The organism is Halobacteriovorax sp. RT-1-1, assembly GCF_047085455.1.
GTDB lineage: Bacteria > Bdellovibrionota > Bacteriovoracia > Bacteriovoracales > Bacteriovoracaceae > Halobacteriovorax_A.
In genome coordinates this window covers 495836-515816 of the sequence record NZ_JBKIXZ010000001.1, presented here as the reverse complement: position 1 = coordinate 515816, position 19981 = coordinate 495836, and the positions used below count along the sequence as shown (strand labels likewise).

Annotated in this window: 25 protein-coding genes and 1 tRNA gene; 10 read left to right on the top strand and 16 right to left on the bottom strand. The window is 34.9% G+C overall.

The window, feature by feature from the left end; all coding sequences use genetic code 11:
• Window position 1 precedes the first annotated feature (1 nt).
• Window positions 2-1396 (bottom strand): hypothetical protein, encoded by a 1395-nt coding sequence (locus ACMAWV_RS02675; RefSeq protein ID WP_392990627.1) that lies wholly within the window; start codon window positions 1394-1396, stop codon window positions 2-4.
• Between the two features lie 131 nt (window positions 1397-1527).
• Here ACMAWV_RS02675 and ACMAWV_RS02670 point away from each other — a divergent pair, with 131 nt between their 5' ends.
• From ACMAWV_RS02670 to ACMAWV_RS02660, 3 genes are all read left to right on the top strand, one after another.
• Window positions 1528-1902, top strand: a complete 375-nt coding sequence (locus ACMAWV_RS02670) for a VOC family protein (protein ID WP_392990625.1) — start codon at window positions 1528-1530, stop codon at window positions 1900-1902.
• A 237-nt stretch (window positions 1903-2139) separates the two neighbouring features.
• Window positions 2140-2889 carry a hypothetical protein gene (locus ACMAWV_RS02665; protein WP_412463044.1) on the top strand — a complete coding sequence of 250 codons (750 nt, stop codon included), beginning with the start codon at window positions 2140-2142 and terminating at the stop codon, window positions 2887-2889.
• 10 nt (window positions 2890-2899) lie between these two features.
• Window positions 2900-3142, top strand: coding sequence for a DUF6868 family protein (locus ACMAWV_RS02660; RefSeq protein WP_412463045.1), 243 nt, complete (start codon window positions 2900-2902; stop codon window positions 3140-3142).
• A gap of 5 nt (window positions 3143-3147) precedes the next feature.
• Here the strand turns inward: ACMAWV_RS02660 and ACMAWV_RS02655 are convergent, their stop codons facing one another.
• Together ACMAWV_RS02655 and ACMAWV_RS02650 are read right to left on the bottom strand one after the other, a co-directional pair.
• Entirely contained in the window at window positions 3148-3891 is a 744-nt protein-coding gene (locus tag ACMAWV_RS02655; protein ID WP_412469994.1) for a hypothetical protein, read from the bottom strand.
• Between the two features lie 51 nt (window positions 3892-3942).
• Window positions 3943-4128: a hypothetical protein gene (locus tag ACMAWV_RS02650; RefSeq protein WP_412463047.1), complete on the bottom strand. Its 186-nt coding sequence runs from the start codon at window positions 4126-4128 to the stop codon at window positions 3943-3945.
• A 176-nt stretch (window positions 4129-4304) separates the two neighbouring features.
• Here ACMAWV_RS02650 and ACMAWV_RS02645 point away from each other — a divergent pair, with 176 nt between their 5' ends.
• The 4 genes from ACMAWV_RS02645 to ACMAWV_RS02630 all read left to right on the top strand — a co-directional run bounded on the left by ACMAWV_RS02645 (window position 4305) and on the right by ACMAWV_RS02630 (window position 7805).
• Window positions 4305-5894: a methyl-accepting chemotaxis protein gene (locus ACMAWV_RS02645; RefSeq protein ID WP_412469995.1), complete on the top strand. Its 1590-nt coding sequence runs from the start codon at window positions 4305-4307 to the stop codon at window positions 5892-5894.
• Window positions 5895-6234: 340 nt separating this feature from the next.
• Window positions 6235-6579: a hypothetical protein gene (locus ACMAWV_RS02640; protein WP_392990605.1), complete on the top strand. Its 345-nt coding sequence runs from the start codon at window positions 6235-6237 to the stop codon at window positions 6577-6579.
• A gap of 73 nt (window positions 6580-6652) precedes the next feature.
• Entirely contained in the window at window positions 6653-7225 is a 573-nt protein-coding gene (locus ACMAWV_RS02635) for a hypothetical protein (protein WP_412463049.1), read from the top strand.
• Between the two features lie 7 nt (window positions 7226-7232).
• Window positions 7233-7805, top strand: a complete 573-nt coding sequence (locus ACMAWV_RS02630; protein WP_392990601.1) for a hypothetical protein — start codon at window positions 7233-7235, stop codon at window positions 7803-7805.
• Here ACMAWV_RS02630 and ACMAWV_RS02625 read toward each other — a convergent pair.
• Both ACMAWV_RS02625 and ACMAWV_RS02620 read right to left on the bottom strand, forming a co-directional pair.
• Window positions 7802-8398 carry a hypothetical protein gene (locus ACMAWV_RS02625; protein ID WP_412469996.1) on the bottom strand — a complete coding sequence of 199 codons (597 nt, stop codon included), beginning with the start codon at window positions 8396-8398 and terminating at the stop codon, window positions 7802-7804. The two genes, ACMAWV_RS02630 and ACMAWV_RS02625, sit on opposite strands and share 4 nt — an antisense overlap.
• A complete protein-coding gene (locus ACMAWV_RS02620) occupies window positions 8388-9182 on the bottom strand; it encodes a biosynthetic peptidoglycan transglycosylase (RefSeq protein ID WP_103218795.1) in 795 nt (264 codons plus the stop codon). The genes ACMAWV_RS02625 and ACMAWV_RS02620 overlap by 11 nt, the downstream gene beginning before the upstream one ends.
• Window positions 9183-9387: 205 nt before the next feature.
• On the opposite strand from ACMAWV_RS02620, the gene ACMAWV_RS02615 reads away from it, so the two are divergent.
• Window positions 9388-10230, top strand: a complete 843-nt coding sequence (locus ACMAWV_RS02615) for a hypothetical protein (protein ID WP_412469997.1) — start codon at window positions 9388-9390, stop codon at window positions 10228-10230.
• Between the two features lie 16 nt (window positions 10231-10246).
• On the opposite strand, the gene ACMAWV_RS02610 is transcribed toward ACMAWV_RS02615, so the two are convergent.
• From ACMAWV_RS02610 to dapF, 4 genes are read right to left on the bottom strand one after another with little or no spacing between them, the layout of a single operon-like run.
• Complete coding sequence (locus ACMAWV_RS02610) at window positions 10247-10777, bottom strand: TIGR00730 family Rossman fold protein (protein ID WP_103218793.1); 531 nt, start codon at window positions 10775-10777, stop codon at window positions 10247-10249.
• A gap of 1 nt (window position 10778) precedes the next feature.
• Window positions 10779-11564 carry a TlyA family RNA methyltransferase gene (locus tag ACMAWV_RS02605; RefSeq protein ID WP_103218792.1) on the bottom strand — a complete coding sequence of 262 codons (786 nt, stop codon included), beginning with the start codon at window positions 11562-11564 and terminating at the stop codon, window positions 10779-10781.
• Entirely contained in the window at window positions 11564-11953 is a 390-nt protein-coding gene (locus tag ACMAWV_RS02600) for a hypothetical protein (protein ID WP_103218791.1), read from the bottom strand. The genes ACMAWV_RS02605 and ACMAWV_RS02600 overlap by 1 nt, the downstream gene beginning before the upstream one ends.
• Window positions 11946-12734 carry a diaminopimelate epimerase gene (gene dapF / locus ACMAWV_RS02595; protein ID WP_392990592.1) on the bottom strand — a complete coding sequence of 263 codons (789 nt, stop codon included), beginning with the start codon at window positions 12732-12734 and terminating at the stop codon, window positions 11946-11948. The genes ACMAWV_RS02600 and dapF overlap by 8 nt, the downstream gene beginning before the upstream one ends.
• 132 nt (window positions 12735-12866) lie before the next feature.
• On the opposite strand from dapF, the gene ACMAWV_RS02590 reads away from it, so the two are divergent.
• Window positions 12867-12943, top strand: a tRNA-Ile gene (locus ACMAWV_RS02590).
• A gap of 392 nt (window positions 12944-13335) precedes the next feature.
• Here the strand turns inward: ACMAWV_RS02590 and ACMAWV_RS02585 are convergent.
• From ACMAWV_RS02585 to ACMAWV_RS02560, 6 genes are all read right to left on the bottom strand, one after another.
• Window positions 13336-13611 carry a DUF4242 domain-containing protein gene (locus ACMAWV_RS02585; protein WP_392990588.1) on the bottom strand — a complete coding sequence of 92 codons (276 nt, stop codon included), beginning with the start codon at window positions 13609-13611 and terminating at the stop codon, window positions 13336-13338.
• A gap of 124 nt (window positions 13612-13735) precedes the next feature.
• Window positions 13736-14164, bottom strand: a complete 429-nt coding sequence (locus ACMAWV_RS02580; RefSeq protein WP_412469998.1) for a hypothetical protein — start codon at window positions 14162-14164, stop codon at window positions 13736-13738.
• 34 nt (window positions 14165-14198) lie between these two features.
• Window positions 14199-14996: a hypothetical protein gene (locus ACMAWV_RS02575; RefSeq protein ID WP_412469999.1), complete on the bottom strand. Its 798-nt coding sequence runs from the start codon at window positions 14994-14996 to the stop codon at window positions 14199-14201.
• 48 nt (window positions 14997-15044) lie between these two features.
• Window positions 15045-15410 carry a cupin domain-containing protein gene (locus ACMAWV_RS02570; protein ID WP_412470000.1) on the bottom strand — a complete coding sequence of 122 codons (366 nt, stop codon included), beginning with the start codon at window positions 15408-15410 and terminating at the stop codon, window positions 15045-15047.
• A gap of 40 nt (window positions 15411-15450) precedes the next feature.
• Complete coding sequence (locus tag ACMAWV_RS02565; protein WP_412470001.1) at window positions 15451-16149, bottom strand: type II CAAX prenyl endopeptidase Rce1 family protein; 699 nt, start codon at window positions 16147-16149, stop codon at window positions 15451-15453.
• A gap of 160 nt (window positions 16150-16309) precedes the next feature.
• Window positions 16310-16594: a hypothetical protein gene (locus ACMAWV_RS02560; RefSeq protein ID WP_412470002.1), complete on the bottom strand. Its 285-nt coding sequence runs from the start codon at window positions 16592-16594 to the stop codon at window positions 16310-16312.
• Between the two features lie 175 nt (window positions 16595-16769).
• Between ACMAWV_RS02560 and ACMAWV_RS02555 the strand changes: the two genes are divergently transcribed.
• Window positions 16770-18362, top strand: a complete 1593-nt coding sequence (locus tag ACMAWV_RS02555; RefSeq protein ID WP_412472279.1) for a GMC oxidoreductase — start codon at window positions 16770-16772, stop codon at window positions 18360-18362.
• 25 nt (window positions 18363-18387) lie between these two features.
• On the opposite strand, the gene ACMAWV_RS02550 is transcribed toward ACMAWV_RS02555, so the two are convergent.
• Window positions 18388-19932 carry a carbon-nitrogen hydrolase family protein gene (locus ACMAWV_RS02550; protein WP_392990580.1) on the bottom strand — a complete coding sequence of 515 codons (1545 nt, stop codon included), beginning with the start codon at window positions 19930-19932 and terminating at the stop codon, window positions 18388-18390.
• Window positions 19933-19981 lie beyond the last annotated feature (49 nt).

The following is a 19981-nucleotide window of genomic DNA, read 5'->3' as shown; positions in this document are numbered from 1 at the left end:
ATTATGCATCATCAGGAATTATCACTCTGGCCAACTCTGGCATACAGTAGTTATCTAAAAGTGGTGAAACAGGAACCCCCGTAAGTCTTGCTTCAACACACGCAGGTATATTTCTAAAATGTACTTGATCAATACCCTGCTCATGGATTGCCTTAATACAGGCCAAGGCTCCAGTTTCTGGCTCAGGTGTAGGCTCAGCTTGACCATAATTGAAAATATAATTTGCGATTAAGTATTCCTCCACCTTATCAGTTGAAAGAACAGCATCAAACGCCTCTAATGAAATTTCGGAACTCTGACTATTCGGTTGAGAAAGATTTGAGAAGAATGTGTTCTCTGGTTCGTACCCTCCTCCAAAGTCGTCATCAATATTCAAATACTCATCTTCTAAAATTCGTCGACAATTACTTGCTTTAAAATATTGATCTACTTGAGCTCTATCAATACGATCTAGCTCGCTTATGATTTCAGCATTTGCTTCTAAATTCTTCTTTTTCTCAAATAGTAACTTATCTTCTTCATCTTCAAGTTCTAAGAGATCTTGAAATTGAGTATTTTCAATCCAAGGTGCTACTTCCATTGTCGTTATACGACCAGCGTTTGGATCTTGCATTGTTTTTACAACATCACGTACAGAATCTTTAAAGCTGTCTATGTCAGTAGGAATAATATCCGCTAGTTCGCCTTTACCAAGCCCATATGCCCAAATATTGATTTCAAGTCGTTTTGTTTGAGTTTCAGTTCTAAACTCAGTTGATATCGTTGTATCAGTGGATCCACCAGAGAAGAACCCTCGCATTTTAGATTTTAACTCTAACTCAAAATTGACATCTCTTTCAACTGAAGTCGTACGGTAGCGTAGAAGACCAAGAAAGCTAGAGTGTCTCCCAATCGAGCGAACATAATATGGCCCACAGGAATCAAAGAAACCAACCACATCCCCTTTAGTTAAGAGACTTGCAGCACTCTCGCTTAAATCACTATTTCCTTCTGATAAAGAATGGTAGTAACTATCAACATCAATGTCTGCAAATATATAGTGGTAGTGATAGGTAGTATTGCCTTCTACTTCTGAAAAGACATTTACATTATTTTTAAGGAATAAAAATTTAAATGTATTCTTCGTTTCAAATGAACGGCGATATTGTGTTTCCCAATCTTGTTCAATTTCAATGTATCGATATTTTAAGTCATAAGATGGTTGTGTAGTTTCGATCTTACTCAAACAAGTACTTTGATATGTATTTGTAGCTATTGAATATCCCCTGCCAAGTACTGGCGCAATTCCTAAATCTTTTAAACGGTTGTCACGAATTACTCTCGATGAAGCAGAAACAGACGTTGCGACCGTTGAGATAACGGCCAAGGCAACTGCCATATTTGTTAACTTTTTCACATATCCTCCTATGATATTGTTCAGTCCCGAAAAAAATTTGTATATTAAATAAATGCCAGTGAGTAAATCATGTCAAATTAAGCTAAGGTTAAAACAAGACAATTAAAACTAACTCAAAACACGGAGTCTTTATGAGCATGAAAGCAATAGGTATTGCATGTAAAAAAATTGAAAACTCTCTCAGGTTTTACGAACTTCTTGGATTAAAATTTGAAAAGTTTGGTGAAGGACACTATGAAGCGAAAACACAGCAAGGAATCAGAATTATGCTCGATTCGCATGAATTATTAAAAGAAATAAATAACGAATGGAAAGAACCTGTTACTCCAGGAATCACTCTTTGCTTTGAACAAGAGTCATCGAATGATGTTGATCAAATTTTTGATAAAATCATCAAAGCTGGATATCAGAAAGAGAAGAAACCTTGGGATGCTTTCTGGGGTCAAAGATATGCATCAGTGAGAGATCCAGATGGTAATCAAATTGACATATTTGCTCAACTTTAAAAATCAAAAAAAAAGGCCCTCGCATAAATGCGAGGACCTCTTTCGATGCCCACAGACAGTAGCTGCGAGCTGAGCAGTCATCCAGAAAGGATTCCTACCATCTTCATAATAGCAGAAAAACAGGTTCATACATTTAATTTCATCTTAATTTTTCCAAATCATAAGCACGTAAAAACTAACCTATTGTTAAGTATGCTTTGGTCTAATAAAATAGATTTATCTAAATTGGAGGCTTAAATGTTAAAATCCCTAGTACTTTTAAGTACGTTACTGATTACTTCTTGTGCAACTAAGGTACATGGACTTAGAAAAACCGCAGATTTTACATATTCAAATGTACAAAATGGACGCCTCACTATTGCTGGAATAGTTCATACAAGTGAGAATTGGGATTATAAAAAACAGATAACAACAGCAAATCAATTTCGAGTTGAATTACAAGAAAAAAGAAGAGATCTAGTTGTCGATAACGCTGGACCTTTAATTAAAAAGATTGGCCGAGGGTTATATCGAGAACTACTAAGAGAAGTAGAAGAAGATGGAATCCTTAGTGAAAACTCACTTACAATACTTTCTCAAAATGTAACGAATCGTCGCTATATAGTATTTGGAAGAGTAGAAAGTGATATTGTTGAAAATGATAGAACTGAAACGGCACTAACGAATTCAGAAGGAAAAGAAACCGGTGATAAAAGTCTTACGACAACAACAAAAAGAAGCATGGATATCAATTTCTCTGTTTACGATATTAGAAATAAATATCTTGCCTGGAATGGTGTTATAAAAAAAACAGATCGTAATGATTTAGAATACACTATTAGAAAAAGAAACGGTGTTGATCAGATCATTGATCTTGTTGAAGCATTTTCATCAAAAAATGCTGAGAGTATGAACAAGAAGTATCCGTTCCCTAAAGCACCTGTTGATCGAGATATTTTATCTTATGCATTCAAAGGATTTGCTGAAAATCTTCCTCAAAAAGACTAAGGTTATAACAATGAATTTCGAAACATTCACATCATTCCTAGGGTATTGTTCTATTATAAATATGAGCTTTTTACTACTATCAACTTTTATGATTTTAGTATTAAAAAAACAAGTCATTGAGATACATTCAAGTATGTTTGGTATTAAAGAAAAGAAGCTCCCTAAGATGTATTTTAAATATTTAGCAAACTTCAAATTACTAGTGATTGTCTTTAATATTACACCATATCTAGTTCTAAAGTTTATTTTATAAAGCTATTACTGGAAAACTAATTCAATCTCTTCGAGAGGAATTTGCACAACTTCTGTTGCGTCATGAACACTTGTAAGTTCTGCAAATTTCCTATCCTCAGATAGCACGATTACACCATCTTCAACTTCACCATTGTTAAGTCGTACAGATACAAATTCACCTTCATAGGTTTGTACTTCTTTTCTCGCAGCAGCAGAAGGATCAAATGAAGAGAAATGATAAACCTCTTCTAAAGGAATCTGATTTTTCACCCCTTGTAAATTTTGAAAACTAATTGTCTCACCATCTGTTTTAAAATTTTGACCTTTTATATCCTCAAACTCTAAATTATTTAGAACTCGAACTATTATATGATCTGCACTTGTTTTATTAATTTCAGCAGCAAGAAGTAAACGATATATTTCAACTGAGTTAAGCTCTTTTCCGTTAATTGTTGATATTTCATCATATGAAATTAACTGGTGGCTACCGTAACCTCTAATTTCGATACCACCACGTGCATAAGCAACAATTTTCCCGTTAACCTTTCTTTCATTATCTTTAAGCACAAGATTAACTTTCGCATAAGGCTCAATAACTTTAGGGCCTAGGAAAGAGCTAATTGCGCTCATACAATTTTTAATAAGTCCTTCACTTGCGATTGATCGCTGGATTGTTCTTGATTGTTCAATATAGTTTTCAGTAAAGTAAAAAGTAGATGCACCAATTGCTAGTACGGCCACCCCGTACTTTAAGTCTTTTATATTCATAGGGTTCTTATCGACAACCCGAGCATTTTACTTGAGTATTTTTAATGAATGTTACTTTTCTTTTAGCTTCTTAATACAAGCTATTAATAATAGGACAGCACCTGCCTCATCGAGATTGCCAACATATGGAATATTATCTGGGATTATTTCAATTATTCCTGCAGTGGGATTTAAAAGATAAATCACAGAAATAATCAAACCTATGAATGGAAATATTTTGTTTGAAAGTAACTTCATTTATTTTCTCACCAATATTAGTTTTACTCAGATAAATTGTAACAAACTTAATTTCAAACTTACAAAATTGTTAGCTCTTCGAACATAAAAACTGATTAACATCACTAACAAATACATTTCTTTTACCGAAGTTATAGCAAGAATCTTTAGAAATTGTATAGAAAATCAGGAGTATTATGAAAACGTTTGTGAAAAGTCTAAGTTTAAATACTAAGATAATTTTAATGGCCCTCATACCATTCTTTATCTTTACCTCAATCTTCATTGCCTATTCTTATAGCTCAACAAAAGCTGCTCTCTTACAAGAGAAGAAGAATCAAATTGAAGACGTTACTAAGACTGCTTATCATTTTCTTGAATCAATGGATGAGAAAGTTAAGGCCGGAGAATATTCGCTAAAGGAAGCCCAAGAAATTACTAAGCATTACATAGCATCAATTCGTTATGGACGAGATATGGATGATTATGTTTGGATTAACGACCTTGAGCCAAGAATGATCGTTCACCCTAGTAATAGCCTTCAAGGAAAAAGTGTTAAGACATTTGTTGATAAAGCGGGGAAACCACTTTTTAATGACGTTGTTGCACTTGTAAAAAAACAAGATAAAGGTTTCGTTAACTATATCTGGAATAGTAAAACAGATAGTAATAAGTTTGTTGAAAAGTATTCTTACGTTGAGTTATATAAGCCTTGGGGCTGGGTACTTGGTACAGGAATTTATGTTGATGATGTAAATGATTATATCTTTAGTGTATTTCTCAATCAGGCCATGTTTGGTTTTGTAGGACTACTAATCATCGGCGCACTTTTTACTTACGTATTAAAAACAAGTGTTTCTAACCCTCTTCTAACGATGGCAAATCAACTTAAAGAAACATCTCTTCAAGTTGCTAATGGTTCTAAAATTACTTACAACACTTCAACACAATTATCGGCTGCAACAAATGAACAAGCAGCTTCACTTCAAGAAACTGTTGCCTCAGTTGATGAAATATCATCAATGATTCGTCGAAACACTGAGTTTGCAGAGGATTCAAAAAAATCGGGTGAGCTTTCAGAAATGGAAGTACAAAATGGTAAACGCACGATTGATGAAATGCTTTATGCAATTGAGAATATTTCTAATAGTAATACTGATGCTATGAAGAAAATGGAAAGCAGTAACGGGCAAGTACAAGAGATCTTGAATATCATTAAAGAAATTGAAGATAAAACAAAAGTAATTAATGATATTGTTTTTCAAACAAAGCTACTCTCTTTCAACGCTTCTGTTGAAGCTGCAAGATCGGGAGAAAGTGGAAAAGGATTTGCAGTTGTTGCAGAAGAAATTGGCTCACTCGCTTCAATGTCGGGAGCAGCATCAGATGAAATAAAAGTTTTAATTGATGAATCAATCAAGAATGTAGAAGCAATTGTTTCTGGTACAACAACAATGGTGAATGAAGTTATTCAAAGTAGCTCAAAGACAGTCGAAGCTGGTCGCCAGAAAGCAGGACAATGCAAGGAAGTACTAGATAAGATTGTATTCAATGTACAAAACGTAAATGGAAAAATCACAGAGATTGCAAGTGCATGTAACGAACAAACACAAGGTGTAAATGAAATTACAAATGCAATCAGATTAATTGATGAAACTACAATACAAAACAACAATTCAGCACAAGAAGCCTCACGCTCAGCGGCCAACCTTAAAGGCCAAGCAGACAATCTAGACGACATTGTAAGGCTAGTAATAGATCTCGTCGGTGGTGATAAGGCCGCCTAACCATAAATAACCTAGTGAGTAGGGCCCCTCCCTACTCACTCCCTATTTTCAAGTATTTATAATTTTCAATTCAACTTGTTTTATATATCAAACTTTTATTTGACATTAGCGACCAAGGTGTTATTATAGTTACAGATTTAGGATTTATATCGGTTAGATGATGTGTTTCAGTATACTTTAATCACTTCTACTTTCTTTTTTATAGCAATTCATTCTTATATATCTTTTTGAACATTCCCAAATACACATCTGACCATATAAATTTCCTAATATTATTCTTAACTCAAATATCCCAGTCGTTTTCTTTACTCTTTAGTATTTTCCAACGTAAAATATTTATATGGAAAAAAAATTTGAAACATTATTCTATTTTATGAATGAGAATGTATCGATTATCGAAGTAAAAAAGTTGGGATTAGCTGATGACGCTCCAAAGTCAGAAATCTATCACTGGTTTTTTATTTTGAACGAAGAACTCTCTTTAGATAAACTTAAGTTTGAATCTTCATTTGTAGATCAGGTCAATGGCAATGAAATTAATGTGCGTACTTTTGAAAATGCGGAATTTCGTTTTGATGATAGTTTTGGTAAATTTCAAAACAAAGAAGGTGGCCATATTATTATGAAAGTACCTAACAATATCCTTCCAAAACCGCTCTCAGAGCTTATTTCAAACAACATATAAAGAACTTTTTTCTCTCTTAAATAAATTTTAATAATACTTAACAATGAGTTTAATATTTATTTAAGGGAGAGATATGAAAGTTTTATTTCCAATTTTAATTCTATTTTTATTAACTTCATGTGCAGCAAAATATGGAATAGTTGCTGGTGCACAAATGCCATCATATGAAGAAGAAGCAACAATCAACGATCTCATGAGTGGAACAAGTACAACTCTTCCTCGTTTCAAAAATAGTGGGTTTGGTTATCATATTGGTATCTCAGAAGAAACAGATATTCTACTTACTAAAATTACTTATTTTGCTAATAGCTATGACAAGAAGTCATATACATATGAAAGCGTAACTGAAGATTATTCAATTGAAGAAAGTGGAATCGAAATTAGTACAGCATTTAAACTTTGGTGGTTTCAACCACTTTTCGGTGTGAAATTTTATAATTCAGAGTATACAGGCGAAACAAATAGCAATGAAGGAACATATGCTTCATTTATTTTTGGACTCGACTTTGAAGTGCCTATCTCTGATCGCTTCTATGTTTATACAGGTTATCATTACGAAAAAGGCTATAAGACTAACATCACAACAGAAGTTGATTACTATCACTACAATTATGTTGTTGGCCTAAGATACAATTTTTCAAAGTAAGTAATTAATGAAACTAGTATTAATTTCACTTTTATTTATTTTAACATCTTGTGCTGAAAAGTATGGAATTATCGGTGGTGCCCAAAAGTCGACAGTATATTATGAAACGACTTCTTGGGATTACTCGATGGGATTTGAATCTTATGAAATTGATTATAAGAATAAATCAGATACATACTTTATCGGCATGTCTTTTGAAAACGATATTTTCATTGGGAAATTTAGTTACTTTAAAAGCTCATATAAAGACAAGTTAATTGACGAAAATGGCACTGACCAGATTGCGAAATACAATGAGAATGGCTTTGAACTCACATATAGTTTTCCTTATAAATGGCTTCAACCACTTGCAGGAGTAAGACTTATAAAAAATGATTTTGAAAGTAGTAATCAAAGTTCATTTGAAAGAACCTTATTCTTTGTTATAGGCCTTGATGTTGAATATAAATTCAACGAACGCTTTGCTCTCTATGCTGGATATCATTATGATATAGAAATGATGTTTTTATATTCGAGTGCCAATGATGAAAAAAAATATCATTCAAATATTGTAGCTGGTTTTCGCTTTATCGTATTTTAAGACTTAAACTTATCCCACAACTCTAGGAGCTTTATTGGAATAGGCTCCTTAAGTTGTGATATCTTATATTGCTCATAAAGATACTTATTAGCTCTATCCTCTGCGCTTTCATACAAATCATTGCGTTCTTCTTGAATTGATAGATCACTTTGACAGTTCCCACCATCCTCTTGATTCGCTTCACATGGATTAAATGCAATACATCCGTAAGGTTTATGATCAACACCTAGTCCACAACCAAAACTTGGATAAAAATAGAAAGGGCATGTATATGACTTTCTAAAAAACTCTCCAGGGCCTATTTGAATATACTTATCTAGGCGAAACTCTGAAATACAATCTTCAAGCCTTTTCTTAGTTTCATCATTAATAAGATTCTTCTCTTCAAGAACGGCCATAGCCTCTAGAGCCTCAATTGAAGTCATTTGCATCGAATTTGCTTCATACGTACAACATCGGCCAGTACACTTAAGACAATCAAGACCAGAAGCTTCATTAGTAAACATTTGCTCGACAAGAAGTTCTCGACGCTTCTTTGCTTGTTTCAATGATGTATTTGAATATACTTGCTCCAAGGCACTTTTAAAGCTCAAAGAATTCCTCTTCTAGTATTTGCTTACTTCCACTTTCTTTAACAGTTACCTGCTCAAATGAAAGGGCTTCCTTTTGATAGGCTAACATCTCTTCTTCCGATATGGCCTTAGTAACTTTCATTTTTCGAAGGATTGAGTTAACTGTTGTCGTTGCATACTCAGTTAGCTTTTTGTCTCTAAACGATTGTGAATAAATTTTTGGATTAGGAAGTAACATTGCTAAAAAAGCAGATTCTTTTGGATTTAAATCAGCAGGGCGCTTTTTAAAATAGTACCAACTTGCGTCTTTTATTCCATACAAGCCTTTTCCAAATTCAATGACATTCAAATAGGTTTCAAGAATACGATTCTTTGATAACTTTTCTTCTAAATACATTGTCGTAAAAAGTTCAAAGACTTTTCGTTCAAGACTTCTTTCACTCTTAGTATAAAGATTCTTTGCAAGCTGCTGAGAAATTGTACTTGCACCTCTCAACTTCTCACCTTTTAAGTGATCAGTAACAGCATGATAGATTTGTCTAAAGTCGACACCTTGGTGCTCATAAAATGACCAATCTTCACTAACAATGAAGGCATAGTAAACATGCTTCGGCATAGTATTGATATAGGCCCAATTGCGAGGTCTCTTACTTGTTACAAGATAAGACACATCTTCATTCTTTACAGTCGTTTTAACATAACCACTGGCCAGTCTATTAATGTTTAGAACGGGCACACGTGATAATACATAGCCTGCTAAGACAAATAGAAAGAGGATAAATAGGAACGTAATTTTCTTGAACATTTCTCGCACTTTAACACAAAAACTCGATTCTTGAATAGTCTATCAAAGTGAACAACTACTGTATCAATGAATGTAAATTTAACAACTTAGACTCAACTAAAGCGGCATTATTTACCCTTTTTTCTAAGAGCTCATCAAATTCTACGTAAAGCATGACTTTATCCCGATTTTGTTTGTAACCACACACAATCAAACGGAGTTGTTTATGTTGAAGAAGTCATGTCAAATGATAGCGGCATCCTATTGCCTAATTTTCACCAATATTTCCACGGCCTATGCCAATGATCTTAATGAGAAACCAGCATTTCCTATTGGAAAAATCAACCAACTGAATGCTAATTATACAAGTCCTAAAGGGACGGGAACAAGTAAAGAAATTTCAATTAAGGGCTTTGGAGACTTTATCAATCCAAATCTAGAAGTTGAAAACTATGGTGGAACATTAATCTTTTCTATTGATAACGAATCTTTTGAGTTAGACCTTTCAACACTTCAAATCAACGATGCCGATAAAATTGGAATCTCAAATATTAATTACAATAACGGCGACACTAATATTGGATTGAACTTAAACCAAGTACAAGCTAGTGGAGAAGGATTTTCAACTCGTCTATCCGGAACAAGCTTAGAGTGTCAAAAGCAAAGCCGTGAAGGTAATGAATACGAGCAGCTTCTACAAAACTGTTTTAATTATCTTAGTCTAAATGTTGGTAGTGCCTTTTTTCAAAGTAGTGAGAGAAGTTTCTACAATCTAACAAATGAATATGAAACTCTTGGAAGTGCTGTCGAAATTGATGACTTAAAGCTTAATATTCGTGGTGGAAAGTTTGATGGCCACCTTAAAGGGAATGTTTCTAAAGGTGTAAAAGTTAAGTTTGAAGGACGTGCATCTTACGACCTTGGAAATAAAATTGTTAATATTAGAATTGATAAGGCAAAAGCTGGACTATTTAATGTTCGTCGTACAATTTTCAAAGAATTAGAAAGATTTGAAAATGATAAAATCGAAATCGACGAGCCAAATATTTATATTATTCTACAAGAATAAAATATATGAGAGGATCTTAATTGATCCTCTCCATTAATTCTTCATTTGAATTTAAAATCGTAATCAACTCAAAGTGCTCTTTAGAGATAAATCCCTCAGCAACTGAATTTTCAATATGTTTAATTAAATGATCAAAGTAGCCGTTTACATTAACTAAATAGATTGGCTTCTTGTGATATTGAAGCTGTGCCCATGTTGTAATTTCAAATAATTCATCAAGTGTTCCAAACCCACCAGGATAAGTCACGAAGACATCTGAAAGCTCATACATTCTTTCTTTGCGAGTATGCATTGTATCCACTTCTATAAACTCAGTTAGACCTTGATGCCCTACTTCCCAATCAATAAGAGACTTTGGCATAACACCAATAACGTGTCCGTCTTTAGCCAGCATTGTATCTGCAATCTTTCCCATTACACCAATAGAGGCACCACCATAAACGAGGTAGTGGCCATTACCGACAAGCTTCTCACCTAAGTCTTTGGCATAATTTAGATACGTTTCACCCTTTCCACTTGATGATCCACAAAATACACATACTCTCATTTTATTCTCCAACTTCTTTATTCAAATCTTCTAGCGAAAGAAGAGATTTAGCGTTCTTCTTTAAATATAAAAAGTATTCTTGATTTCCACTCTTACGTCCTTTAATTACACAAGGCTTAAATCCAAGAATCCCAAGTCCCATGGCCTCACATTGAATCTTCATTTCTTCAACGGCCCTTAGAACATAACTATTATCTTTTACAATTCCCTTCTTACCAATACCATCTCTTCCAACTTCAAATTGAGGTTTAAAAAGAACGATCATTTCAGCATCGTCATTACTGATATCAACTAAATTTTTCCAAATCAAGTTCAGGGAAATAAATGAAAGGTCAACAACACAAAGATCAACAGCTTTGTCTAACTTATGAAGCTCCCTTATATTTGTTCCTTCGAGGTTTACCACTCTAGCATCACTAACAAGACTTGGTGCAAGTTGTCCATGCCCAACGTCAATGGCAAAGACTTTAGAGGCTCCATGATTTAGGCAAAATTGCGTAAAACCACCAGTGCTGGCACCAACATCTGCGACTAATTTATTCTCAATAATAACATCAAATGCTTCGAGGGCACCGGCAATTTTATGAAAGCCACGGCCAACTTCTTCGCTACTTTCATTAAGTTGAACGTCATCACTACTTGAAACTTTATATGATGTTTTAGTTACAACTTTACCCGCAACAGTGACTTTACCATCACCTATTACCTGTTGGGCACGACTGCGAGTAGCAACAAGGCCAAGCTCGACGAGTTTCTTATCTAATCTTTCAAAATTTTCTTCAGACATTAATGAACTACTGGTTTGATTTTAATTTTTGTTTTTTGACCAAGCTCAGGTTCACTGAAAACAACATCACCTTCTGTTCCTAAATTAAGACTCAGTTCAAAACTCTTTGAGAGCGTTTTGGAAAGAACTCTCCCTTCTATTCTAACCATAGCACCTGGGCCATAGATTTCACCGCTATCAACAAATTGACCACTTAAGAGAAGATCGATCTTACTCTTCATCACAAATCGACTCATCTTTTCTGGCTGAATATTTTCTATGAAGTGAAGTTCACTCATGAGAATCGTTTGCCCTTCGAAGTCCTTTTCATGAGTCATCACAACTTCCACAAAAATTGTGGCATATGTGTTTAGACATAGAAGGAGAAGTAATAAAAACTTTTTAATCATTAAATTCACCAGTATAGACAAGTTTTGTCTGGCCCCCTAGATAGATGAAGCCATCGACTCTTTTAACAAATAGTATACCACCATTTGTGAGAAATTCTATTTCGTCTCTATGTTCATATTCCTTATCCCACAGCATACATGCCGCTGCGACATTCCCCGTCCCACAAGCAAAGGTCTCGGCTTCGACCCCACGCTCATATGTTCGAATACGCCACTCACCTTCATCAATTTGATTAATGAAGTTAGCATTTGAGCCTCGAGGGAAATCTTCATCAAAGCGAATGCGTCTGCCAACAGAATCAACATCAACTTCTTGCGCGTCATAGACCATAAATACACTGTGTTCAACACCAGTATTAATATAGTACGAATCTTGAGCATCTTCATATTTGCTAGAGAGATCGTATAGGTCAGCATCTTTAATGACGGCCATGTGAACCCAGATCACATCACCTTCAATACCCGAAGAGTAGAGCCCACTTCCCGTGGTAAATTTAAAGTCAGTATTCTTTGTTTGCGTCGTACGGCGATAGAAGTCAGTAATGGCGCGAGTTGCGTTTCCACACATACTCTCTTCATTGCCATCGGCATTGAGGTAGCGCATATGAAAGTCATACTTGTCACTACTTTCCAGAAAAACCACACCATCGGCACCAATGCCAAAGCAGCGCTGACATAGTTGCTGCCATTTTTGTGTGTTGCCAACGTCTTGCTTCCCATCGCGATTATCAATGAGAATGAAGTCATTTCCATTAGAGCTATACTTACTAAACTTTGTCATAAATTAATCATTTCATTATTTTGCGTATTTGACTACTCCCGCCAATTACACATCGCACCACTGCCACATAGCAAAATTTTGTAGCCAGATTACCAAAACTTGGATAAATTTAAGTTTCAAAATTCCAATTGAGGGCCATTAGCTCAGTTGGTTAGAGCCCCCGGCTCATAACCGGGTGGTCGCAAGTTCAAGTCTTGCATGGCCCACCAAATATAAAAACCACCCTTGCGGTGGTTTTTTTATTTTCCACCAGCGGTACGCGCCACCTTTTGAAGATTACAACGACTTACAAATTTAAAATGACTTTTTTAGCTTCTATTAATGGATTATTTAACATTTTATAAATATCGCTAATACAGCATGACATCAAACATAAGAACGAACTTATACTCCAATCAAATTTTGGGAAAAACAAAAATAATTAACTGCTAAAGAATTGAAATACTCAAAAGGTGGCGCGTACTGATCAGGGAAGGGCGAGAGAGCATCCCTCTCACACCACGAAACCAATTCTAAAAATGAAGCCGAACAAATTCGAGTCTGCATGACTTAACAACAAAAAAGCCTTCTACAGAGAAGGCCCTTATTTTTAAAAATAAATTTAAGACTCAGCTGTGGTGGGATCAATAATAGTTCCAACCTTAGCAATACTAGTAATAGGAAAATCACCCTTATGTGCGTGTTCCCTAATAAGATCTTCATTAGGAGCAATGTACTCACAATAGATCTTATCATTTGTTACATAGCTTTGTACCCACTGAATACTTGGTCCCATTTCCTCTAAAACATCACAAGATTTCTGAGAGAGACCTTGTAGATCCTTTTGCGATAATTTACCAGCACCAGCAAGCTCCCTTTCAATGATGTATTTTGGCATGATAACTCCTTAGTTTAGATTATGTACGATGACTCTACACCTAAAGTGTTAACCAACTATCAAAATTAATAGTAGAAAGTATAATAGTGTTCAATCCATTTAGATCAACAACACTGAGGAAAAGTTATTTTGAAAAAATACTAATTATTCTAAATTCTGATTTTTTATTGAAATTATTCACCCAAATTTCCCCTCTTCCATACATAAGCCCCGTTGACTTACAGAAAAAGGAATCTTGATCTTGTTTTAGAATTATTCTTTTAATTTTTTTATTAATAATAGAATCGTAATTTTGTATAAATTCACTTTTGCTTTTTACAACTTTTTTCTCAGAAAGCCTCAGAGGATAGTTAATCATACTGGCAAGTTCTGTTTTTTTATCTTCTTTGATATGGCCAACTAACTTGTTGTGAAATTTCAAAAAGTCTTTTTTATCTGCAAGTCCGAGAGAATGCTTAACATTACAACCAGAACTTTCCTTTGTAACTGGAGTCAAAACTGGATCATTTGCAAAAGCACTCATGCTTATTAAAGTTATAATTAAATTTTTCATACATTTATCATCTCTTATTTTAAACAATATTCCCTTACTTAATTTCAGATATTTTCTTATAAGAGGTCTCAAAAGAAGAAAATATCTCTTCGCATCTATCAATAGCGTCATTTTCAGAAATATTTGTCTCTGAACACTCTTTTCGAACAACATTATAAGAGTCTAAACTTCGAGCAGCAGATCGTCGTAGTTCCTTAAACTCATCACTAGTCGTTCTCTCAAAAAAGGACTTTAGAGAGAGCATCTCTTTTTGAATCTTAAGTGAAGCAGAAATATTATAAAGTATGCCTCTCTCATGATCATGAGCAACTTCGATAACAATATCCATAAGCCTAGGAGGCAACATATTTGAAAAGAGAGCTAATCCTAGGGCCTTCTCAATTCCAATGGAATCATTTAAGACACTGCTTGGATTTGTATTAAGATATTGTGCAAATAATGTTGGTGAAATTTTCTTATAATTACTTTGAGAGCAAATATTAGAACAAAAAGACTTTATCGAGTTAGCTTTTAAAAAATCATCGACAATAATTCGTGCGCTAGTAGCGGCATTTGTCATCTCTCGCATTTTCTCTACTCGCGAGACCTCTTTATTATTCTTCTCATTATTTTTATCGTTTGATTCTACAAGAGCAGCATCAGGGATAACATTTTCTTCATCAGAACTATGTACTTCTTTATTATCATGCTTCTTAGATTTTTTATTATTAACTTTAATTACTTGGGGGTCTGCGACTTTAATGCCCTTAACAACATAGACTGTCGTTCCTAAGAAAATCATATAGCTTACGATGACAATAGCTATGATTGCGATAATAAAAACCTTTATCAATTTTTTGAATAATTTTATAACTCTCTCCACGAATTAGTCTGTCTTTAGTTAGTGGTGTGAATCTTCAGGTACCCAATAGGGTGCTGTAATTATCAAATAAATAAATTCGTCATTACCATCATTTATAAAGGCATGCTTTTCATTCGGTTTCGTATAGACCAAACTTCCGGCCTTAATATGATTCTCGACTCCATTAATAATTGCCCTTCCTGTACCGCTAATTACAAAGTATGACTCTTCTCTTTCTTTATGATAATGCTCGTCTGATTTTGTACCTGCAGGAAGTTTTACAATTGCAACTGTATGGTGCTCGCTTGCACCTGTTGAGTCATGCCTTCCAACAAGTACGCTGAACATATCTCCACCTGGAAAAGTTTTAAAATTAACATCTTTTACTGAGTCGATAATTTTCATCAAATCTCCAATAATTTATAAGGTGGCGCGTATCTTTTTCTTAAACTTTTAGAATCGTATCTAAGACGATATCTGATACTTGATGTGATGACCAAGATGAAACTAAATTAGATGTTCTGATATAAACATAGCTAAAAAAACAAGACCCTAAGAACACAAGACATTTAAACTCAAATGGATATTGAGTATGTGTACTAACCATAATCAATGATGGAATAACTATCGCAATCCATTTATTGCGGAATAATGCTAGAGAAACACCAACAAGTAGGGCCCTATAACTTATTTCTTCATAATAATTAGAGAAAATATTCCCAAGAATACTTTGAGAGTTAATTAGAAATTGAAAATCATATCCGCGGATTAACCAATAAATAATAAAAAGCACAGATAAAACAAGAGCACTTACGATACCATATAAGAGGGCCGCCTTTATATTAACTAAATACTTTGGGAGTCTTATTACGCCTAATTTGTAAGCAATAAAAATCATAATATATGAGCAAATCGCGCTAAATATTGATCCATAAATAAGTAAGTGACTAAAAAAAAGCTTTGGTTTTAAAACTCCGTTTTTAATATAACCATAGAAAAGATTCATTAAAATATCTTTCCCATAGTACCAACTTACATAATAAATAGTTATGGCCATGATAAATACGGCCACTCTTTTTAAAAGTTCGCAATCTTCATAGTATAATTTTTCATTTAAATTAGAATTCATAACCTCTACTTTCATTTATTCTCATATAATCGTCTATTTCATAGGTGCATATATCATTTTCAATATAATGACAGAATTAATAGAATTGAGGTCATAATTGGAATCATTACAGAATACTGTCTGAAAAACATACAAGTCTAACTAAACTATACCGTACGCGCCATAAAAACGATGATTAGCTACAAGTAGGATCAATATCCACATCGCAAATTCCGCACATCTCTTTCTTATCAGCATACTGTGTGTTTTCACAGTAGCCAGCATAGTCACCGTGGTCTAAGTGATCTTGAACTGCGTTTTTGTTGATTGTGATTTCCTTGGCCTTATCTGGATTTCCTGGAGGCACGTGACAGATAATAATCTTGTTACCTTGCTTTGGGCATCTAAGAAGTGGTCTTCCTTTGGCGAAGATAGAAGACGTCGTCATGGCCAATACTAAGAATGTGATTGTTGCTTTCATAATTCCTCCAAAATCTCCTTTATTATAACATCAAATAAGGAAGCTCCTGCTTTTGTTAAACCATTAAAAATACGAGAATTTTCAAGATTACTTTAATCAATAATTAATATTCAAACACTCAACATATTGAAATCCTTATGTATAATTATGAGTGATCGAAAGTTTTGAGGGATATATGCCAAATACAACAATCAGAGAAAGTTACGACTATATTATTATTGGATCAGGTTTCGGCGGTTCGGTTTCAGCACTAAGACTTGCTGAAAAAGGATATAGTGTCTTAGTCGTTGAAAAAGGGAAAGACTTCTCTGATACAACGAAGTTTCCAAAAACTAATTGGAATCTTCCAAGGTGGATGTGGCTTCCTCAGTTGAAGTTCTTTGGTATCCAGCAATTGACCTTCTTTAAGCATATTTCAGTTCTAAGTGGCGTTGGTGTCGGTGGCGGATCTCTTGTCTACGCAAATACACTTCCAAAGCCTAAGTCACAATTCTTTAATCACGGCCCTTGGAAAGATTTAAATAATTGGGAAGAAGAGCTCTCTCCATATTACGATCTTGCTTGGAAAATGCTTGGTGCAGAAAAGACAAGACACTATGGTGATGCAGATCACACAATGCTCGAACTTGCTAAAAATATTGGACGAGAAGATTACTTTGATTCAACAAAGGTCTCTGTCTATTTTGGAGAAGAAGGTAAAGAAGGTGTAGAAGTAGCAGATCCATACTTTAATGGGAAAGGCCCAAGCCGCTCTGGCTGTATCTCATGCGGTGCCTGCATGACAGGTTGTCGTCATAATGCAAAGAATACTCTTGATAAGAATTACCTCTATCTTGCACGACAACTTGGAGTTGATATTCTTGCTGAAAATAAAGCAGTAAAAGTTTCACCTCTCGATGGTGCTAATGGAAAGACAGGTTACGAAGTTACTTTAAAAGAATCGACAAGGTACTTTGGAAAAAAAAGAAACCTGAAGGCCAATGGGGTTATCTTTAGTGCAGGTGTTCTAGGAACTATTAACTTACTACTTGATTTAAAAAAGACAACGCTTCCAAAATTATCACCAGCTCTCGGTGATACTATCAGAACAAATAATGAAGCGCTTATTCTCAATACGACCTATAGGAAAGATATTGATATGACCAAGGGAGTTGCTATTGGTTCAATTATCGACATTGATGAGCACTCTCATCTTGAGCCAACTCGTTACGGCAAAGGATCGGGATTCTGGCGTGTGCTTATGGTTCCAATGATTTCAGAGCCTAATTTCTTTTTAAGAATGATTAAGCTTGCGATAGAGCCATTAAGAGATCCTATTAAGTGGTTTAAAGTTTTAACAGTAAAAGATTTCGCAAAACAAACAAATATCCATCTATTTATGCAGCACCTTGATAGTACTCTAAAATTCACAAAGGGTATTTTTGGAATGAAGTCAGTTCTCTCAAAAGGAGAGGCCCCTACTGCGTTTATTAAAACAGCACATCAAATGGCCAAAGAGTACTGTAAAATCATTGATGGAAAGCCAATGGTTATGTTTACTGAAACCTTAACAGGGATTCCTTCGACGGCACATATTCTGGGAGGAGCATGTATGGGAGAAAGTGAAAAAGAAGGTGTTATCGACAAAGACAATAAAGTATTCAATTACGAAAATATGTATGTCTTTGACGGATCAATGATCTCAGCGAATCCTGGAGTTAATCCTTCATTATCGATTACTGCAATTACTGAATATGGAATGAGTAAAATACCAGCTAAGAGCAATTAAGATACTGGTGGCCACTTAAGGCCACCTACTTCCCATGCCAGACGACAGAATATAAATCATGTCTGCGATCTTTTAAATTTTTCACAGCTCCATTTTGTCTTGCTTCTAAAAGTGTATCAATTCTTAAGTCTGCAATTGCGACCATCTCAACATTTGGCGTTGTATCTGCAGCAATTCCATCTTTTGCAAAAGGAAAGTCACATGGAGTTAGAATACAACTTTGAGCGTATTGGATATCGACATTGTTTACACGAGGAAGGTTTCCAACATTTCCGGCCATGGCCACATAGATTTGATTTTCAATGGCACGGGCCTGACAACAAAACTTCACACGACAATAGGCTTGTCGGTTATCAGTTAAGAATGGAACAAAGAGAATGTTTATCCCTTGATTGGCGAGGTGTCTTGTGAGCTCTGGAAACTCACTATCGTAACAGATTAAAACACCAATCGGGCCACAGTCAGTATCAATAACCTTAACCTCATCTCCCCCTTCAATATTCCACCAATATTGTTCATCTGGCGTTGGGTGGATTTTTGCTTGTTCGTGAATCTGTCCATCACGAAGGCAAATATAGCTAATATTATGGACACGATCCCCAACTTTTGTTGGATGAGAACCAGCGATAATATTGACGTTATACTTTACAGCGAGGCGCTGAAAGAGCGCTTTTACATCTTCTGTGTAAGCAGTCATATGTTCAATTGCAACATTGGCCTCAACTTCTTCATTTTTGATTGAAAGTAGCTGCATCGTAAACAATTCTGGAAATAGAACGAAGTCAGCACGATAGTCTGCCGTTACATCAACATAGTATTCAACAAGATCTTCAAACTCCTTGAAGCTAGAAATACCTCGTTGTTGATACTGAACACTAACGACTCGAACTGAATTTTGCTGAACAGGGCGATCTTTCTTACTCTCTTGCGCTTGATATTCAGGGTTCTCCCAAATCAAGTGAACTCCATATCCCATCGACTCTTTATCAGTAGGAAGATATTTTTCAAGAACACCTAAAACTTCAAAACCATTTCGAAGTTGGAAGCCAAGAGTTGTATCTCTAATTTTTTTCTCTTTTACTTTTTCAATATAATCTTCAACACTTTCAACTTGTTTGATACGTCGATGTAAACTTGGAATACGACCGACAAATACGATACCTTTTAATCGCTCATACTTAACAAGTCTTTTTCTAGCATTATATAATCTTTGACCTATTCGATGACCACGAATTGATGGGTCGACACAAGTTTCATAACCATAGAGATAATCACCATCTTCGTCATGAGTCGAGCCATATCCCCTTCCTGTAATACTGGCCCATGTGTGTTTTTTAAATACTGTTTTTTCAGGAAGTAGTATACTTGCCGAGTAGCCAACAATTTTACCATTTAGTGTAGCAACAAAGTTTCCTTCTGGATAATTTGTAATCTGACCGCGAATCATTCCCTTTGTATAATCATCAGGAAACCCAGTATAAGAACGGGCCACTAAATCATGAATTCCATCAATATCTTTTAAATTAGAAAGCCTTACTTCAAGCTTCACATCTTTTGCTTTTATCGTCATTTCATCATCCTTGATAAATCTATTTTATCAATAAAATCGCTGCTTTCAA

Bases quoted from the DNA above. Each gene is read 5' to 3' on its own strand.
- ACMAWV_RS02660 (WP_412463045.1), top strand. From the start codon at position 2,900: ATGAATTTCGAAACATTCACATCATTCCTAGGGTATTGTTCTATTATA.
- ACMAWV_RS02600 (WP_103218791.1), bottom strand. From the start codon at position 11,953: ATGATTAAAAAGTTTTTATTACTTCTCCTTCTATGTCTAAACACATAT.
- ACMAWV_RS02550 (WP_392990580.1), bottom strand. From the start codon at position 19,932: ATGACGATAAAAGCAAAAGATGTGAAGCTTGAAGTAAGGCTTTCTAAT.
- ACMAWV_RS02615 (WP_412469997.1), top strand. From the start codon at position 9,388: ATGTTGAAGAAGTCATGTCAAATGATAGCGGCATCCTATTGCCTAATT.
- ACMAWV_RS02565 (WP_412470001.1), bottom strand. From the start codon at position 16,149: ATGAAAGTAGAGGTTATGAATTCTAATTTAAATGAAAAATTATACTAT.
- ACMAWV_RS02610 (WP_103218793.1), bottom strand. From the start codon at position 10,777: ATGAGAGTATGTGTATTTTGTGGATCATCAAGTGGAAAGGGTGAAACG.
- ACMAWV_RS02665 (WP_412463044.1), top strand. From the start codon at position 2,140: ATGTTAAAATCCCTAGTACTTTTAAGTACGTTACTGATTACTTCTTGT.
- ACMAWV_RS02635 (WP_412463049.1), top strand. From the start codon at position 6,653: ATGAAAGTTTTATTTCCAATTTTAATTCTATTTTTATTAACTTCATGT.
- ACMAWV_RS02640 (WP_392990605.1), top strand. From the start codon at position 6,235: ATGGAAAAAAAATTTGAAACATTATTCTATTTTATGAATGAGAATGTA.
- ACMAWV_RS02580 (WP_412469998.1), bottom strand. From the start codon at position 14,164: ATGAAAAATTTAATTATAACTTTAATAAGCATGAGTGCTTTTGCAAAT.
- ACMAWV_RS02670 (WP_392990625.1), top strand. From the start codon at position 1,528: ATGAGCATGAAAGCAATAGGTATTGCATGTAAAAAAATTGAAAACTCT.
- dapF (WP_392990592.1), bottom strand. From the start codon at position 12,734: ATGACAAAGTTTAGTAAGTATAGCTCTAATGGAAATGACTTCATTCTC.
- ACMAWV_RS02645 (WP_412469995.1), top strand. From the start codon at position 4,305: ATGAAAACGTTTGTGAAAAGTCTAAGTTTAAATACTAAGATAATTTTA.
- ACMAWV_RS02555 (WP_412472279.1), top strand. From the start codon at position 16,770: ATGCCAAATACAACAATCAGAGAAAGTTACGACTATATTATTATTGGA.
- ACMAWV_RS02630 (WP_392990601.1), top strand. From the start codon at position 7,233: ATGAAACTAGTATTAATTTCACTTTTATTTATTTTAACATCTTGTGCT.
- ACMAWV_RS02620 (WP_103218795.1), bottom strand. From the start codon at position 9,182: ATGTTCAAGAAAATTACGTTCCTATTTATCCTCTTTCTATTTGTCTTA.
- ACMAWV_RS02570 (WP_412470000.1), bottom strand. From the start codon at position 15,410: ATGAAAATTATCGACTCAGTAAAAGATGTTAATTTTAAAACTTTTCCA.
- ACMAWV_RS02560 (WP_412470002.1), bottom strand. From the start codon at position 16,594: ATGAAAGCAACAATCACATTCTTAGTATTGGCCATGACGACGTCTTCT.
- ACMAWV_RS02585 (WP_392990588.1), bottom strand. From the start codon at position 13,611: ATGCCAAAATACATCATTGAAAGGGAGCTTGCTGGTGCTGGTAAATTA.
- ACMAWV_RS02650 (WP_412463047.1), bottom strand. From the start codon at position 4,128: ATGAAGTTACTTTCAAACAAAATATTTCCATTCATAGGTTTGATTATT.
- ACMAWV_RS02605 (WP_103218792.1), bottom strand. From the start codon at position 11,564: ATGTCTGAAGAAAATTTTGAAAGATTAGATAAGAAACTCGTCGAGCTT.
- ACMAWV_RS02655 (WP_412469994.1), bottom strand. From the start codon at position 3,891: ATGAATATAAAAGACTTAAAGTACGGGGTGGCCGTACTAGCAATTGGT.